Source organism: Arthrobacter sp. D3-18 (assembly GCF_054408525.1).
This window is the reverse complement of record NZ_CP096440.1, coordinates 3143671-3159673: the sequence shown is the minus strand read 5'-3', so window position 1 is coordinate 3159673 and position 16003 is coordinate 3143671. Positions and strand designations below refer to the sequence as shown.

At 63.5% G+C, this 16003-nt stretch carries 11 protein-coding genes; 7 read left to right on the top strand and 4 right to left on the bottom strand.

From position 1 onward, the window contains the following. Window position 1: 1 nt before the first annotated feature. The gene (locus M1D89_RS16605) at window positions 2-1819 is read right to left on the bottom strand and encodes a dolichyl-phosphate-mannose--protein mannosyltransferase (RefSeq protein WP_498645156.1); all 1818 of its coding nucleotides are present in this window, start codon (window positions 1817-1819) and stop codon (window positions 2-4) included. A 133-nt stretch (window positions 1820-1952) separates the two neighbouring features. Between M1D89_RS16605 and rsmI the strand changes: the two genes are divergently transcribed. Both rsmI and M1D89_RS16595 read left to right on the top strand, forming a co-directional pair. Continuing rightward, the gene (rsmI, locus tag M1D89_RS16600; protein WP_498650974.1) at window positions 1953-2828 is read left to right on the top strand and encodes a 16S rRNA (cytidine(1402)-2'-O)-methyltransferase; all 876 of its coding nucleotides are present in this window, start codon (window positions 1953-1955) and stop codon (window positions 2826-2828) included. A 160-nt stretch (window positions 2829-2988) separates the two neighbouring features. Continuing rightward, window positions 2989-4470 carry an NAD-dependent succinate-semialdehyde dehydrogenase gene (locus M1D89_RS16595; protein ID WP_498645155.1) on the top strand — a complete coding sequence of 494 codons (1482 nt, stop codon included), beginning with the start codon at window positions 2989-2991 and terminating at the stop codon, window positions 4468-4470. 124 nt (window positions 4471-4594) lie between these two features. Here M1D89_RS16595 and M1D89_RS16590 read toward each other — a convergent pair whose 3' ends face one another. From M1D89_RS16590 to M1D89_RS16580, 3 genes are read right to left on the bottom strand one after another with little or no spacing between them, the layout of a single operon-like run. Next, window positions 4595-7090, bottom strand: coding sequence for a transglutaminase TgpA family protein (locus tag M1D89_RS16590; RefSeq protein ID WP_498645153.1), 2496 nt, complete (start codon window positions 7088-7090; stop codon window positions 4595-4597). Further along, the gene (locus M1D89_RS16585) at window positions 7087-8553 is read right to left on the bottom strand and encodes a DUF58 domain-containing protein (protein WP_498645151.1); all 1467 of its coding nucleotides are present in this window, start codon (window positions 8551-8553) and stop codon (window positions 7087-7089) included. The genes M1D89_RS16590 and M1D89_RS16585 overlap by 4 nt, the downstream gene beginning before the upstream one ends. Window positions 8554-8566: 13 nt before the next feature. Next, a complete protein-coding gene (locus tag M1D89_RS16580; protein WP_498645149.1) occupies window positions 8567-9655 on the bottom strand; it encodes an AAA family ATPase in 1089 nt (362 codons plus the stop codon). Between the two features lie 195 nt (window positions 9656-9850). Here M1D89_RS16580 and M1D89_RS16575 point away from each other — a divergent pair, with 195 nt between their 5' ends. From M1D89_RS16575 to M1D89_RS16555, 5 genes are all read left to right on the top strand, one after another. Continuing rightward, window positions 9851-10747, top strand: coding sequence for a TatD family hydrolase (locus M1D89_RS16575; RefSeq protein ID WP_498645147.1), 897 nt, complete (start codon window positions 9851-9853; stop codon window positions 10745-10747). Between the two features lie 291 nt (window positions 10748-11038). Then, entirely contained in the window at window positions 11039-12208 is a 1170-nt protein-coding gene (locus M1D89_RS16570; protein ID WP_420180531.1) for a resuscitation-promoting factor, read from the top strand. Between the two features lie 26 nt (window positions 12209-12234). After that, window positions 12235-13116 (top strand): 16S rRNA (adenine(1518)-N(6)/adenine(1519)-N(6))-dimethyltransferase RsmA, encoded by an 882-nt coding sequence (gene rsmA / locus M1D89_RS16565; protein ID WP_498645145.1) that lies wholly within the window; start codon window positions 12235-12237, stop codon window positions 13114-13116. Further along, window positions 13113-14105 (top strand): 4-(cytidine 5'-diphospho)-2-C-methyl-D-erythritol kinase, encoded by a 993-nt coding sequence (locus M1D89_RS16560; protein ID WP_498645143.1) that lies wholly within the window; start codon window positions 13113-13115, stop codon window positions 14103-14105. Before rsmA ends, M1D89_RS16560 begins: the two co-directional genes overlap by 4 nt. 50 nt (window positions 14106-14155) lie before the next feature. Beyond that, window positions 14156-15988, top strand: coding sequence for an ABC-F family ATP-binding cassette domain-containing protein (locus tag M1D89_RS16555; RefSeq protein ID WP_498645141.1), 1833 nt, complete (start codon window positions 14156-14158; stop codon window positions 15986-15988). Window positions 15989-16003: the final 15 nt, after the last annotated feature.

Here is a 16003-nt window from a genome sequence, read left to right as displayed (position 1 = left end):
CCTAGATCCACGATGGCATCCACATCCTCATTCGCCACTCCTGGTAGGTGATGACTTCTGCCGTGAGCACAGGATAGAAGAATGCTGTGGTCAGCACCGCCAACACCAGGACCAGGGCCACAATGTAAAGTCCGGATCGTCGCCGCCAGATGGGGTCGCCACTGCGTCCCAACACCAGCCCCAACACATACGTCAGGCCCAAAACCAGGAACGGTTCAAAGGACACGGCGTAGAAGATGAACATGGTCCGTTCCGGGTACATGAACCACGGAAGGTAGCCGGCGGCTACACCGGCGAGGATGGCGCCGGCACGCCAGTCGCGGCGCCCCGCCCACCAGAACAGCAGGACGACCAAAGCGATGGTCCCGCCCCACCACACCACCGGATTGCCCACCGGCAGGATAGCCGAGGAGCAGGTCTCGACTACGCATCCCGGAGTGCCCGGTTTGGGGGTTTGGTAAAAGAACGAGGTGGGACGGCCCATGATGAGCCACGTCCATGGGCTCGACTCATAGGGATGGTCGGAGCTGAGGCCTTGATGGAATTTGTAGGCTTCAAGGTGGTAGTGAGCCAGGGATCGCACGGAGTTGGGCAGCCAGTCCCAGCCGGGGGCCGGGTTGGTGGCAGCCCATTGTCGATAGTAGGCGTCCTTGGAGAGGAACCAGCCCGTCCAACTCACCACATAGGTGACCGCGGCAATCGGGATGATGGTCACGAAAGCGGGGAGGCCGTCCTTGATAATGCCGGCGCTGAACCAGCTCCGGACGCCTGCGATGCGCCGGGCGCTCAGGTCCCACAGCACGGTCATCAGCCCGAAGGCGGCTACGAAGAACAGCGCCGACCATTTGGTCCCCACTGCCAGGCCAAGACAGAGGCCTGCCACCAGTCGCCACCACCGCATGCCAAGCCAGGGGCCGGCAACCAGTTGGGTGGGTGTGGGGCGGCCTCCCGGCGAAGCAGCCGCTTGCGCGGCGAGCCGTGAAGCCAGACGACGGCGGCCGTCGTCGCGGTCCATCAACAGGGCGCCGAAAGCGGCCAGTATCCAGAGTGCCAGGAAGACGTCCAGCAGCGACGTACGGGAGAGCACCAGATGGTGGCCATCAATGGCCAGCAGGAGCCCGGCAACGGCCCCGAGGGTGTGCGACCGGAACAGCTTCAGTGCGATGAGGGAAACGAGGAAGACCGTCAACGTACCTGCCAAGGCCGCACTGAACCGCCAGCCGAAGGGGTTGTCGCCGCCGAACAGCCACATACCGAAGGCAATCATCCACTTGCCCACCGGCGGGTGGACCACGTACTCAGGAGTGTTAAGGAGGATGTCCGGGTTGCCGGCATTGAAGGAATCGTTGGCGTTGGCCGGCCAACTGCGTTCGTAACCGCTCACTACATAGGAGTAAGCGTCCTTGACGTAGTACGTTTCGTCGAAAACCAGGCTGTGCGGGGTATCAAGCCGGAAGAAGCGGAGGATGCCGCCCAGGACTGCCGTGATGGTGGGGATCAGCCAAAACCACAAGCGCAACGAGGCCGGGTAGTCACGCCAGCTCTGGACCCCACCGATCAGGCGTTCCTTCAATGCTTGGGCAGCGAAGGCCTCGGACGGTCGGGCGATCCAACGGTGACCTTCCAGCCCACGGCCGGGCAAAGTTCCGCCAGTGCTGCCGTGCAACGCCGCCGCCTGTCGGGGCGCTGGCCCGACGGCGCGTTTCGGTGCATCCGGCTGACCGCTGCTTACCTCCAGCGTTGTGTCTTCGGGTTCAGGGGTCGCCGGGGACGCCACCGGAGATCCGGAAGCGGTAGCAGGAACGGGCGACTGGTTCACCCGCCCATGCTACCTTTCCATCCTTGCTGTATCCCTGAACCCCGCGGCTGCATCCTTGAAGCCCGCGCGGCATTAGGCTTGGCAGGTGGACGAACAGCGCAGCACCCCGGACGAGACTCCCTACAACGACGACCTGGATGGGTCGGCCTCTGCTGCCGATTCCGGCGCAACTCCCGGCGTCGGCAGGATCGTGCTTGCCGCAACACCCATCGGCAACGTGGGCGACGCATCCGCACGCTTGGTTGAACTCCTTGGCACCTCGGACATTGTGGCTGCAGAGGACACCCGGCGTTTGCACCGGCTGGTAACGGCGCTGGGCGTCGAGGTTACCGGACGCGTCATCAGCTACCACGAGCACAATGAAGTGGCCAAGACTGGTGAACTCCTGGACCACGTGCGCGCCGGCAAGACCATCCTGATGGTCAGCGACGCTGGAATGCCAGCAGTTTCCGACCCGGGCTTTCGTCTGGTGGAGGGCGCAGTTGCCGCCGGACTGACGGTCACGGCCGTTCCAGGCCCTTCTGCGGTACTGACTGCCTTGGCGCTGTCCGGCTTGCCCACCGACCGCTTCTGCTTTGAGGGATTCCTTCCGCGGAAGTCGGGGGACCGGAACTCACGTCTCGCCGACCTCGCAAACGAACGCCGCACCATGGTCTTCTTCGAGGCCCCGCATAGGCTTGAGGTCATGTTGCGCGCGCTGCACGAGCGCTTCGGGGCCGATCGCCGTGTTGCTGTGTGCCGCGAACTGACCAAGACCTATGAGGAAGTCATCCGCGGCACCTTGCGTGAACTGCTGGAGTGGGCGGAAAACAATGAGGTCCGCGGCGAAATCGCAGTGGTGGTAGCCGGTGCACCTGAACAGGAACCGGGCAAGCCTGAGGACCACGTCGCCGCGGTGAACGAACTCATTTCCCAAGGCATTCGCTTGAAGGAGGCTGTGGCCGCAGTGGCCGACGATGCCCGGGTCAGCAAGCGGGAGCTTTACTCGGCGGTCCTCGCGGCGCGCTGACATACGCTGTGCAGCTGCACAAAACAGCGACCATATGGCAGTGCGTGAAGGCGTAGACACTGCTTCTTGCGGGGCAGTACCGTGGCAGTAATTCAAGCCACTTCCGGCAACGAACCCCAGTGGTGCAATTCTCCAAAGCACCCAAGACGAAGGAGTCGCCATGACTGTCACGGTTGAACGCGAAAGCGAACTGCTGGCTTCCGTCCCTACCGGCCTGCTGATCAACGGTCAGTGGCGCCCGGCCGGATCCGGAAAGACCTTTGATGTTGAGGACCCGGCCACGGGAAAGGTCCTGCTCAGCATCTCCGACGCCGGCGCTGAAGACGGGGCTGCCGCCCTCGACGCCGCTGCTGCCGCCCAGGCTGATTGGGCCCGCACGGCGCCGCGCGAACGCGGCGAAATCCTGCGCCGCGCCTTTGAACTGGTCACCGAACGTGCTGAAGACTTCGCACTGCTGATGACCCTCGAAATGGGCAAGCCCCTTGCCGAAGCACGTGGTGAAGTCACCTACGGTGCCGAGTTCCTGCGCTGGTTCTCGGAAGAGGCCGTCCGCGTGTCCGGCCGTTACTCTGCAGCTCCGGATGGCAAGAACCGTCTCCTGGTGCAAAAGAAGCCGGTGGGCCCCTGCCTGCTGATCACTCCGTGGAACTTCCCGCTGGCCATGGCCACCCGCAAGGTAGCCCCCGCCGTCGCGGCTGGTTGCACCATGGTGCTCAAGCCCGCAAACTTCACCCCGCTGACCAGCCTGCTCTTCGCCCAGGTCATGCAGGAAGCCGGCCTCCCCGCCGGTGTCCTCAACGTCATCCAGACCTCCACCGCCGGCGCCGTCACGGGCCCGCTGATCAAGGATGACCGTCTCCGCAAGATCTCCTTCACCGGCTCCACTCCGGTGGGCCAGGCCCTGATCCGTGAAGCCGCGGACAAGGTCTTGCGCACCTCCATGGAACTGGGCGGCAACGCCCCGTTCGTGGTCTTTGAGGATGCTGACCTGGACAAGGCAGTTGAAGGTGCCATTGCGGCCAAGATGCGCAACATGGGCGAGGCCTGCACCGCAGCGAACCGCTTCATTGTGCACGAGTCCGTGGCTGATTCCTTCGCGGAAAAGTTCGCCGCCAAAATCGGTGCGCTGACCACCGCCCGCGGTACCGAGCCGGAGTCCAAGGTGGGCCCGCTCATCGATGGCAAGGCCCGCGACGGCGTTCACGCCCTCGTTTCCGAAGCCGTAGCAGGAGGTGCCACTGCCGTCACCGGTGGTGCCGCCGTCGACGGTCCCGGTTACTTCTACCAGCCCACCGTGCTGAAGAACGTTGCCGCTGACGCCCGCATCCTGCAGGAAGAGATCTTCGGACCTGTGGCGCCGATCATCACCTTCTCCACCGAAGACGACGCCGTTCGCCTGGCCAACAACACCGAATACGGTTTGGTGGCCTACGTCTTCACGAAGGACCTCAACCGGGGCCTGCGCATCAGCGAACGCATCGAGACCGGCATGCTCGGCCTCAATGCAGGCGTCATCTCCAACGCTGCTGCCCCGTTCGGTGGCGTCAAGCAGTCCGGCCTGGGCCGCGAAGGCGGCTCCGAAGGCATCGAAGAGTACCTCTACACCCAGTACGTAGGTATCGCGGACCCTTACGCCGACTAATGCTGCTCTTTCCACCAAGGAGCCCGGTCAACCGCTCTCGCAACAAGAACGGTTGACACACGCAAGGGCCCGGCCCCGGAACCACAAGTTCCGGGGCCGGGCCCTTTGCTGTCTGTACCTGAACCTATCTGCGCTGGGGAAGCAGGCCCCTGAGCCTGTGCCACCACCGGGCAAGTGCCCAACCCGTGGTCTTGCCGAGCCTTCCCACAGCCCGGAACGGTGCGCCGAGCGCGTGGACCCAGCGCTGCATCATCGACGGCGGCACCCAGTCAGCGCGGAAGCGCACCAACCAGCGGGCATTGTTTCTCAACGCCTCACGGACGACGGCGATACGGCCCGCCGCTGCCGGTGCCGGGCCCGCCACGCGACCGTAGCGCTGCCGTTCGAAGTCAGAGGTGAGGGAAGCCACTGCGGCGTGTGCGGCGTCGTCGAGTCCTCCCGCGTCACCAAGCGCGATGCTGGACCGCAGCCGGGCGGAAAAATGCCTCGGCGTCTCGCTGGGTGTCGATGGCAAGCCGTAATCCATAGCGAGGTCTTGCAGCTCCGCCCACGCAAGTTCAGGGGCAGGATCCTTAAAGCCCGGGATGCCGGCTTCATCCAGGGGTTTCTGGTTCAACCGGCGTCGTCGGAGGACCGTCCTGCTCAGCCTCGGCGACCAGAGGAATCCGACGAGCAGCAACACCCCGGCTGCGGCGGCGCCGATCGCTGGGAGCGGGTTCGTGGCGCCCGAACCCGTAGCAGGGGTCTCTACCCCTGGAATCGGGACGGGCGCTGCTGCCGGCGGTGCGGGGGTTGTGAGGACTTCTTTCTCGTCGGCGTTGGTGCTGAGGTTGCTGGGAACTGAGGATTCCGCGGCGTAGTCGGGGACGAAGCCCCGCGACGGCGTGGGCTCAAAGGGAACCCAGCCGAGCCCCTCAAAATACAGTTCAGGCCATGCGTGAGCATCCCGGGCGTCCACCTCGTACTCGGGGAAGGAACCCTGACCGACCAAGGCCACGGACTCGCCCGTGAGCCGGCCCGGCGCGTAGCCCACGGCGATGCGGCTCGGAATCCCTTCGGCCCGCGCCATGACGGCCATAGCCGAGGAGAAGTGAACACAATAACCGCTCTTGACGGCAAGGAAATCCGACAGGACCGAGAGGCCGTTACCGTCATAGCCGTTCTGCACGGGAGCTTGCAGGGAGTACGTGAACTCGCCGGAACGCAGATACCTCTGGAGGGCCAGCGCCTTGGCGTAGTTGCTGCCCGCGGATGCCGTGACGGTATCGGCTGTTTGCCGCACGATGTCCGGAAGGTTGCCCGGGATCCTGAGGAAGTCATCTGAAATGCCCTGCGGGACGGAAGTGGCTTGGGACAGGGACTCTGATGTGATCCTGGGGGCTGCGGAGAAGACGACGTACCGTTGGGCGCGGGTGGTGGTCTCCGTGCTCATGATGCTCAAAGTAGCCGGATCCCAGGTCCAGCGTCCGTTGAGGCCGTTCACGGAAGCCGGAGCAAACGGGGCAGGGAGGTAAGGGCTGGTGAACAGGCCCGCGTTAATGGACGTCACGGCATTGACCACTTCGCCCTGGACGGCGTACCCCGTCTCGATCCTGTCAGCACCAACGCGGCGGTCGCCTGCACGATCATCCGGGGCCCAGGTTTCGCCGTCGAAGTGGTCAACAGTGACCGACCTCAAATACAGGGGTGCGCCAGCGCTAGTGGCATACGTGATGCGGCCCGAACCGGTAGGACTCCTGAGGCTGTTGCCCAGGGTGATCATGGGATTGAGCCCATTGGAGGTGCCCCACGGGCTGAGCCTTGAACCCTGCGGAAAGGTGCCGGTCTCGAAACCGGGTATGGCCAAGGGCACGGTCATTGTCAAGGCCAGCGCCAAGCCACCGGTGACAACTGAGCGCTTGAACTGGCCGGCACCGCGGCCCGAACCGGACTGGAGCCTGGCATCAGGGGCGAACCAGTGGCTGCAACCGAGGATGAGCAAGTAACCCACGGCCGCGCCGATGAATCCGGCTACCCCCACGCTCTGCGGTTTGATGGTGGCCGGAACCACCATGACCGCCAGCAGGCCAATGCCGCTGGCCGCAGGCATCGAAAGCGGAACGGCCAGGGCATCGATGAGGATCACCAGGAGCCCAAGACAGGCACACATGACGAAGACGATCCCGGCGTTGGGTGCCACTGGTGCGCTTTCGGACACCACTGTCTCGGCGGCCCGCTTGATGAGGCGTCCGACGGCGGTGAAGGTTTCGGTGGTGGGGATGAACCCCGCCAGGCTCTCCTGGCGGCAGAAGATGAAACTCAGCGCAGCCGCCAACGCGGCAAAGGCGCCCAAAGTGGCGATCAGCGGCTGGGCCCGGAGTGCCCGGAGGACAGCAAGCGCCAGTGCAACCACTACCACCGTGGTGATCAACGGCATGAACCAGGCCCAGCCCCTGAGGACACCGTTCAAGGACAATCCAGCACCAAGGACGGCCACCGCAACAGATCCTGCCATGGCCCATGGATAGGGCCCTGGACCCGGGACGTGCGGCCGGGGCCGCTTGCCGGATGCAGGCGCGCTGCTCGCTCCACCCGGTTGGGTCGGAGCGCTGGGGGAGCCCTGGTGGGATGTAGCAGTCATCGTGGCACCGCCGCTCCACGCCGGACGTCCATGGCCGCATCGGCGGCTGCTACGATGCCGCCGGCATCGAAGGCTGACCAGGCGGCCGTCAACTGGGTCTTTGATGTCACAGCGGCTGCCCTCCAACCAGCGAGGCGCAAGATCTCCAGTACTTCCTCGTTGTTCCGTGAGGCATCGGTTATCACCAAGGCAAAAGCGTTGGCACCGTAGCCGGCCGCCGGGGCGAGGGTTCTTGCCTCGGCAAGCGTCAGGTTGCCCACCAAGGCAAGCAGCGGACCCCGCAACCGGTGCGCTGAGAGTTTATCCATCAGACGGTCGTTGAAAGGAGAATCAGCATTTTCCGTGCCTGCCGAGCCGGGGGAGCCCTCTTTGTGTTCGGAGATTTGGTTGCGTTCTGAGCTGTGCTCGGTCCTGTGGTGCTCCAGCCTGGTGTGCCTCGGGCCGCTTAGCTCCACTGCCGCAAGACTCTCAGCGATGGCCTGAAGGCCGCCCACGCCCGCGAACTCCTCCGTCTGCGGGTCCGGCGCCGACCGCGAGCGATGGAACGCCGGGCCGCCAAACGCGTCCAGGAGCCGCAGTGAATAATTCCGTTCTGCCAAATGCGCGGTAATGGACATCGCCGCGGTGACCATCCACTCGAAGTTCATGCTGGTGACAAGGTCCGAGTCTTCGTCATGGCTCCCGAAGACAGAACCGGTTCCAGCGGCAAAGGCGGTGAATCTCTGGTCAAGGATGAGAGTGGCCTCCGGGGTGGTCACCGACTCCTCCTGACGCACCATAAGCTGGCCATGGCGGGCAGTAGCCGCCCAGTGAACGCGGCGCATGGGATCGCCGTGCCGGTACTCACGGGTCATGATGTCGTCGTCGCTGGGATTGGCCCGGATACGGGTGGCCGTCACGCCATCATTGCCGCGCGCACCGGCGAGGCCCGTGACGGGAAGTTCGACGGCGGCAGGAGTCACGGTGAGGATGTCGCCGTCGTCAATTGCATGCCGCCGCAGCGATAAGCCGAACGGGTCACTGAACTCGGCCGTGACCGGACCAATCCGGAACTGTCCCCGCTTGCCGGAGCGCAGGTGATATTCGTAGCGGCTGGTGCCTCCGGACGCTGATCGGGCGGGAAAACGGAAAGCGGGTGGCTCGCCGAAGCGGGGAGGCAACTGCTCCTCCATGATCACGTGCCCCGTGGAATATGACGACCGGGCTACAGCGAGGCGAACGGTTGTGGTGCCCGACGTCTCCACTGTGGACGGATTGAACTCCCGGTACACCTGGAACTTGGGTTTGAGCACCCGGACGCCGGCAAGCGCCACCAAGGGAAGGATAATCAACAGCACAGCCAAAGTCAGGAGGTCACGCCTGCCCATGACATAGGCGCACCCCAAGGAAAGGGCCCCGGCGGCCAGAAGCCCCCAGCCACGGTTGGTGAATAAGTGCTTGGGAAGCCTATCCATGAGCGCCATACCGGCATCTCTCCTAAACGCTGTGCCTGTCCCTGCGCCACGCGCCGGGCGGTTCCTGGGCCACGGGCAGGGAAGCGAAGATGCCGCGGAGAATGCTCTGCGGCGTATCGCCCGAACTCGCAGCTTTACGGTCCAGGATGATGCGGTGGGCGAGCACCGATTCGGCCACGTCCACTACGTCATCCGGCAGGACAAAATCGCGGCCATCCAGCGCGGCCGTGGCCTTGGCCGCACGGAGCAGTTGCAGCAAGGACCGCGGGCTGGCGCCAAGACGGAGCCGGGCACTGTCACGGGTCGCCCGTCCAATGGCCACGGTGTACTCCTTGATGGCAGTGGAAACATAAACCTGCTGGACGGTGGAGATCATGGCAGCAACATCGGCGGCCGTGACCACGGGAGTCACCTTAATCAGGGGCGAGGATGCCTGATGCGTCTCCAACATCTCAATCTCGGCATCTTTGTCCGGGTAGCCCATGGAGATCCTGGCCATGAAACGGTCACGCTGTGCCTCAGGCAGCGGGTACGTGCCTTCCATTTCGATAGGGTTCTGCGTAGCCACCACCATGAAAGGCAATCCCAGCTGATACGAATGGCCGTCCACAGTTACCTGGTGCTCTTCCATACACTCAAGCAAAGCGGATTGGGTTTTGGCGGAAGCGCGGTTGATTTCGTCGCCGATCACGATGTTCGCGAACACGGCACCGGGCCGGAACTCGAACTGCCGGGACGACTGGTTGTAGATGGACACCCCTGTGACGTCGGAAGGGAGCAGGTCCGGGGTGAATTGAATGCGGGACACTGTGCAGTCAACAGTCCGTGCCAGTGTCTTTGCCAGCAGGGTCTTACCAACCCCCGGCACATCTTCCAGCAGAAGATGCCCCTGGGCCAGCAGCACAGTAAGGGCGAGCTTGGCGGCGTCGGCTTTTCCGTCGATGACCTTATTGATGGAACCAAGGACGCGCTCACTGGCGTCGTGGAACCGTTCCGCGTCCATGACATGCGGCCTGTGCCCATTGAGTCCTGCACCGTCACGCGGCAGGGGACTGTAAGCCTCGCCCTGAACAGGAGAAGGTTCAACGGTGACTTGTCGCTTGGACTCCATGGATTGCCCTTCAGCCGTGGCCTCCGCAGCAGCTGTCTTCGCTGAGTGCTGCTGGTGTTGCCGCTTGTCCGTTCCAGACTACCCAGACATTGGCCCGCGCTAACATAGTGCTCCGGAATTTATGTGCCAAAGGGAATTAATGGCTCGCTCCTCTTGGGCGCCCGGGGAGGACCGCGGTCCGATTAAGGTGGAAGCATGTGCAATTCCCTCGCTCCCGCACCGTACCGGGCGCCTTCCGACGCAGCTGACGAAAAAGACTCACGCCGGGAGTACCCTCCTGCGCCCGAACCCCTGCCCGTGCCTGTGATGGACAACCACACGCATCTGGACTTCAGGCACGGCTTGATTGAGGTCTCGGTTCGGGACGCCATGGACTCAGCGGAAGCCGTTGGTGTGCAGGGCGCTGTTCAAGTTGGCTGCGACCTCGAATCCTCCCGGTTCACAGTGCAAGCGGTGGAAGCTGATCCCCGGCTCCTCGGTGCCGTGGCAATTCACCCCAACGATGCCCCCGAATATGCGTCCCGTGGTGAGCTGGAATCGGCGCTCGCCGAGATTGAGGCGCTGGCCGGCCACCCGCGAATCCGGGCCATCGGCGAGACCGGGCTGGACTTCTTCCGAACCCACGGTGAGGGACTCGCCCATCAGCGGTACTCCTTCCGGCGACACATAGATATCGCCAAAAGGCTCGGACTGACACTTCAAATCCACGATCGCGATGCCCACGACGACGTAGTGCAGGTCCTGCGGGAGGAAGGTGCACCGGATCGCGTGGTGTTTCACTGCTTCTCCGGAGATGAGGAACTGGCCCGGATCTGTAACGAGAACGGCTGGTACATGTCTTTCGCCGGCACCATGACGTTCAAGAACGCCGGAAATCTCCGCGCTGCCCTGGCCATTGCCGAACCTGGCAGGATTCTGGTGGAAACCGATTCGCCGTTCCTCACGCCGCATCCCCACCGCGGGAGGCCGAATGCGAGCTACATGGTTCCATACACAGTCCGATCCATGGCTGACGTGACAGGAGATGACTTGGCCGAGCTTTGTTCGCGGTTGGCCGAAAACACCCTGAATGCCTACGGTTCATGGGCCTAGGAAGGCTTCCTTGACGACGGGGATGGTACCCGGCGTGGATACCCGGTATGCACGATTCTTGGTTCGTTTATAACGGATCGGTTACTGTGTTAAACAAGTAGCCGGGGTCGGGGAAGGCCTTCGGACAACTGCTCCGGTTGATTCCGGAGCAATAAGTTGAATGTTTTTTGGCGGCGCAGATGCCGGCAGCAAGTGTAGGACCAGGCTTATTGCCTGGCCCTCCGTTTTTGCGGTCGGCATTACTTTTGCGCTTTTCCCCGTGCCCGGATGGTCTGAGAGTAATGGGCGATCGTGATCAAGTTCTTCACAACGGATGGCAAGTTCAGTTTCCTCAAAGTAGGTACCCAGTTGCTGGTGGTTGCAGCGCTGGTGGTTGGTGTCGTCGCCTTTGTCGGCAACAACAAGACCGTCACCCTCAACGTGGACGGCAAAGTGAGCTCCATCCAGACCTTCGGCGGCACTGTTGACCAAGTGGTCAAAGCAGCCAAGGTCGAGTTGAAGGACGCAGACCGCGTTTCCCCGGCGCTTGACGCGCGGGTCGAAAACGGATCCGTAGTGAACGTCAACCTGGCCAAGGCCGTGTCCATTGAACTGGACGGCGCCCGGAAGACCGTGAACACCACTGCCCCCGACGTTGCAGGCCTGGTGAGCGAACTCGGTGTAGCAAGCTCCTCCGAAATCTCCCAGCCCAAAGAAGCGTCCTTGGAAGTCACCGGCTCCTTCGTTTCCATCTCCACTCCCAAGACCATCAGCGTTGTAGCTGACGGCAAGGACACCAGCACCACCACGACGGCGGACGACGTCGCCACCGTGCTCAAGGACACCGGAATCACCCTCGGTGCCAACGACCGCATCTCCCAGCCGGGCAATGCGCCCATCGTCCAGGACATGGTGATTAAGGTCTCCCGCGTGGACACCAGCAAGACCGCCGAAGCCACCGAAGAAGTACCTTTCGAAAGCGTGAAGAGTGATAGCGCTGAACTCTTCAAAGGTGAAGAGAAAGTGACCCAGGAAGGCGTGGCAGGGTCCTTGGTCAAGACGTTCAAGCTTGTCCTCGTGGACGGCCGTGAAGCGTCCCGCACCCTGGTTTCCAGCAACGTAGCCACCGAGCCGGTGACCGAAAAGATCAGCGTAGGCACCAAGGCCCGCCCCGTGCCCACCCCTGCCCCGCAGGCAGCAGCCGCAACCGCAGCACCGGCCGCCAGCGGCCCCACCGGCGCACCGAACGAAGCCATGTGGGACAGGATCGCCCAGTGTGAATCGGGCGGAAACTGGTCCATCAACACCGGCAACGGCTACTACGGTGGCCTGCAGTTCTCCAGCCCCACCTGGCTTGCCAACGGTGGTGGAGCCTACGCTCCCAACGCCAGCCTTGCCACCAAGGCCCAGCAGATTGACATCGCCAACCGCCTCTACGCCAAGAACGGCCTCAGCGACTGGGGCTGCGCCCACGCAGCCTGACCCCGCACAGGCGATACGATACCTAGGTGACTGAACCGAATTCCGAACCCGCCGCCGTCGCGCCTCTGATGGGCGCCACAGATATCCGACGGCTCGCCGAGGAAATCGGTGTACGCCCCACGAAAACCCTGGGGCAGAACTTTGTGATTGACGGCAATACCATCCGCAGGATTGTGGCCGCAGCCAATATTGGCGACGACGAAACCGTTCTGGAGGTAGGCCCTGGGCTTGGCTCCTTGACACTCGGTTTGCTGGACGCGGCCAAGGCTGTGGTCGCCGTCGAAATCGATCCAGTGTTGGCTGAAAAGCTGCCTGCGACGGTGCGCGCTTGGCGGCCCGGGGCGGAGGACAACTTCCACCTGGTGTTGTCGGACGCCATGAAGGTCACCGAACTGCCTGTGCCACCCACCGCATTGGTGGCCAACCTGCCCTACAACGTGGCCGTTCCGGTGGTGCTTCACCTGCTGCAACATTTCCCCAGCCTCCAGCATGGCTTGGTCATGGTTCAGGATGAGGTTGCGGATCGTCTGGCCGCCACACCGGGTTCCAAGATCTACGGTGTCCCGTCGGTCAAGGCCGCCTGGTATGGCCACATGCGCAAGGCCGGCGTCATCGGGATGAACGTCTTCTGGCCTGCGCCGAAGATCCATTCAGGCCTGGTTGCCTTCACCCGGCATAACCCCCCGGAAACGCATGCCACGCGTGAACAAGTATTCGCCGTCATCGATGCTGCCTTTGCGCAGCGGCGGAAAACGCTGCGCGCGGCACTCGCCGGTTGGGCCGGGAGCGCCTCCGAAGCTGAGCGGTGCCTCGTGGCCGCCGGAGTTGACCCCACGGCGCGCGGCGAGGTCCTGGATATCCATGCCTACGTCAAGATCGCCGAAGCCCGCCACCCTGTGGACGCATGAACCCGGGTAACCGCAAGCCAAGCAGCCTCCCGTTCGTGGGGGATCGCTTTCATGCCCGCACGGTTCGCGTCAAAGCCCCCGGCAAAATCAACGTCTCCCTGGGCGTAGGACCGCTGCGGCCCGACGGCTACCATTCGGTGGCCAGCGTGTACCTCGCCGTCTCCCTCTACGAGGAAGTGGCCGCCACGAGTACCGAGGCTGAAGGGATCACTGTCAGCATCAGCCCGGACAGCACACTGGATCTGGACGGCGTGGACATCCCCTTGGATGAGCGCAATCTCGCCTACAAGGCTGCGGCCATCATGGCCGAAATGTCGGAGAAACCAACCGGCGTCCACTTGGAAATTACCAAGCGTGTTCCCGTAGCCGGGGGCATGGGTGGTGGCTCTGCAGACGCTGCCGCCACCCTGCTGGCCTGCGATGCGCTCTGGAACAGCGGCCTTTCACGCGAGGAACTCGCGCACCTGGCAGCCGAATTAGGCGCAGACGTACCGTTCTCGCTCCTGGGCGGCACCGCCGTCGGGCTTGGTGTGGGAGATAAACTCTCGCCCGCACTGGCCAAGGCGCAAATGGATTGGGTGCTGGTTTTTGCCGACTACGGGCTGTCCACCCCTGACGTGTTCCGCACCCTTGACGGGCTTCGGGACTCAGAAGGCATCGAGATTCCCGAGCCCGTTGACGTGGACCCCACCATCCTGCAAGCCCTGCGGAACGGTGACCCCGAAACCCTCAGCCGAGTACTGATCAACGACCTCCAGCGGGCATCCATTACGCTCGCACCCCAGCTTCGCGACACCATAGGACTGGGTGAGGCGCGCGGTGCCCTTGCCGGCATGGTGTCCGGCTCGGGGCCCACCATCGCCCTGCTTGCCCGGGATTCCGTCTCAGCCACGGTCCTTGCAGAGGAGCTGGGCCACCGGGGACACAATGCCCTGGCCGTCCACGGTCCCGTGCCCGGCGCCCGGATCATCTCCGATACCCTCCTTTAGTACCCCGCATTTTTTGTACCCCGCATTCCAGCATCAGAAAGTAGTACCCATTGGCCCACCTGCTTGGCGGCGAAAACCTGACCGTTTCGTTTGCGACCCGCACTGTCCTTGATGGTGTCACCCTCGGCTTGGAGGATGGCGACCGCATCGGCATGGTGGGGCGCAACGGCGACGGTAAATCGACGCTCATGCGCCTGCTTGCCTTGCGTTCGACGCCGGACTCCGGCCGCGTCACCAAGCGCGGAGACGTGAACGTCGGCTACCTGGATCAAGGCGACGTGCTTGACGGCGACCTCACAGTAGGCGCTGCGATCGTCGGTGACCGCGCGGACCACGAATGGGCGGCCAACGCGAAGATCCGCGAAGTCATGGGCGGACTGGTGGGTGACGTCGACTGGCACGCCAACGTCCATGCTCTATCCGGTGGCCAGAAGCGCCGTGTAGCGCTGGCCAAGCTCCTCATCGAAGACCACGACGTCATCATGCTGGACGAACCAACCAACCACCTCGACGTCGAAGGTGTGGCGTGGCTCGCCCGGCACCTCAAGACACGGTGGCGCGCCAATCAGGGCGCGTTCCTGGTGGTCACCCACGACCGCTGGTTCCTCGACGAAGTCTGCAACTACACCTGGGAAGTCCACGACGCCATGGTGGACATGTTCGACGGCGGTTACGCTGCTTACGTTTTGGCGCGCGCCGAGCGCGACCGCATGGCCGCCGTCGTCGAAGGTAAACGCCAGCAGCTCGTCAAGAAGGAACTCGCATGGCTTCGGCGTGGGGCACCTGCCCGAACGGCCAAGCCGAAGTTCCGGATCGAAGCTGCCAATGACCTCATTGCAGACGTACCCGATCCCCGCGACTCGGTGGCCCTCAGCAAAATGGCTACGGCACGCCTGGGCAAGGACGTGCTGGACCTCGAGAACGTGACCCTTGATTTTCTCGACGGGGAGGACGGGCAGAAACTTTTCGACAACATCACCCTGCGGCTGGCACCGGGCGAAAGGCTTGGCCTGGTGGGCGTCAACGGAGCCGGCAAGTCCACGCTCCTGAGGCTGCTGAACGGTGAAATTCAGCCGAGCTCCGGCAAGGTCAAGCGGGGCAAGACCGTGGTCACCGCTGTGCTCACCCAGGACGTCAAAGAGCTCGACGAAGTCTCGGACCTGCGCGTCATTGAGGTCATCGAACGCGAAAAGCGGTCCTTCAGCGTGGGCGGCAAGGAATTCACCGCCGGCCAGCTCGTGGAACAACTGGGATTCACCAAGGAAAAGCAGTGGACACCCGTCAGCGATCTCTCCGGCGGTGAGCGTCGTCGGCTTCAGCTCCTGCGGCTGCTGGTAGGGGAGCCCAACGTCCTGATGCTCGACGAACCCACCAACGACCTCGACACCGACACCCTAGCCGCCGTCGAAGACGTCCTGGACGGCTGGCCCGGCACATTGGTGGTTGTCAGCCACGACCGCTACCTCCTGGAACGCGTCACTGACAACCAAATGGCACTCCTGGGAGACGGCAAGCTCCGTGGCCTGCCCGGCGGTGTGGACCAGTACCTCGAATTGCGTGAAGCTGCACTGGCTTCGGGCGCTGTTGGCGGCGGCTCCGGAGCGCCGACTGCTGCCAGTGGCGGTACTTCGTCGAGTGCCGCTACGTCCGGTGCCAGCGAAGCCGAAAAGCGCGAAGCCCGGAAGGACCTCAACAGGATCGACCGCCAACTCGGCAAGATCTCGCAGCAGGAAGAAAAGCTCCACACCCAGATGGCAGCCAAGTCCGAATCCGGTGACTTCGATGCCCTGGGGGAGCTCAACGTAAAGCTCCAGGAATTGCTCGAGGAGAAAGAGGGCCTGGAGCTGGAGTGGCTCGAGGCCGCCGAAATCCTCGGCGAGTAGATTGAGCGGTGAGCG

What these genes read in the sequence shown, in the direction of transcription:
- M1D89_RS16595 (WP_498645155.1), top strand. Translation starts at nt 2,989, where the DNA reads ATGACTGTCACGGTTGAACGCGAAAGCGAACTGCTGGCTTCCGTCCCT.
- M1D89_RS16590 (WP_498645153.1), bottom strand. Translation starts at nt 7,090, where the DNA reads ATGACTGCTACATCCCACCAGGGCTCCCCCAGCGCTCCGACCCAACCG.
- M1D89_RS16585 (WP_498645151.1), bottom strand. Translation starts at nt 8,553, where the DNA reads ATGGCGCTCATGGATAGGCTTCCCAAGCACTTATTCACCAACCGTGGC.
- M1D89_RS16580 (WP_498645149.1), bottom strand. Translation starts at nt 9,655, where the DNA reads ATGGAGTCCAAGCGACAAGTCACCGTTGAACCTTCTCCTGTTCAGGGC.
- M1D89_RS16575 (WP_498645147.1), top strand. Translation starts at nt 9,851, where the DNA reads ATGTGCAATTCCCTCGCTCCCGCACCGTACCGGGCGCCTTCCGACGCA.
- M1D89_RS16560 (WP_498645143.1), top strand. Translation starts at nt 13,113, where the DNA reads ATGAACCCGGGTAACCGCAAGCCAAGCAGCCTCCCGTTCGTGGGGGAT.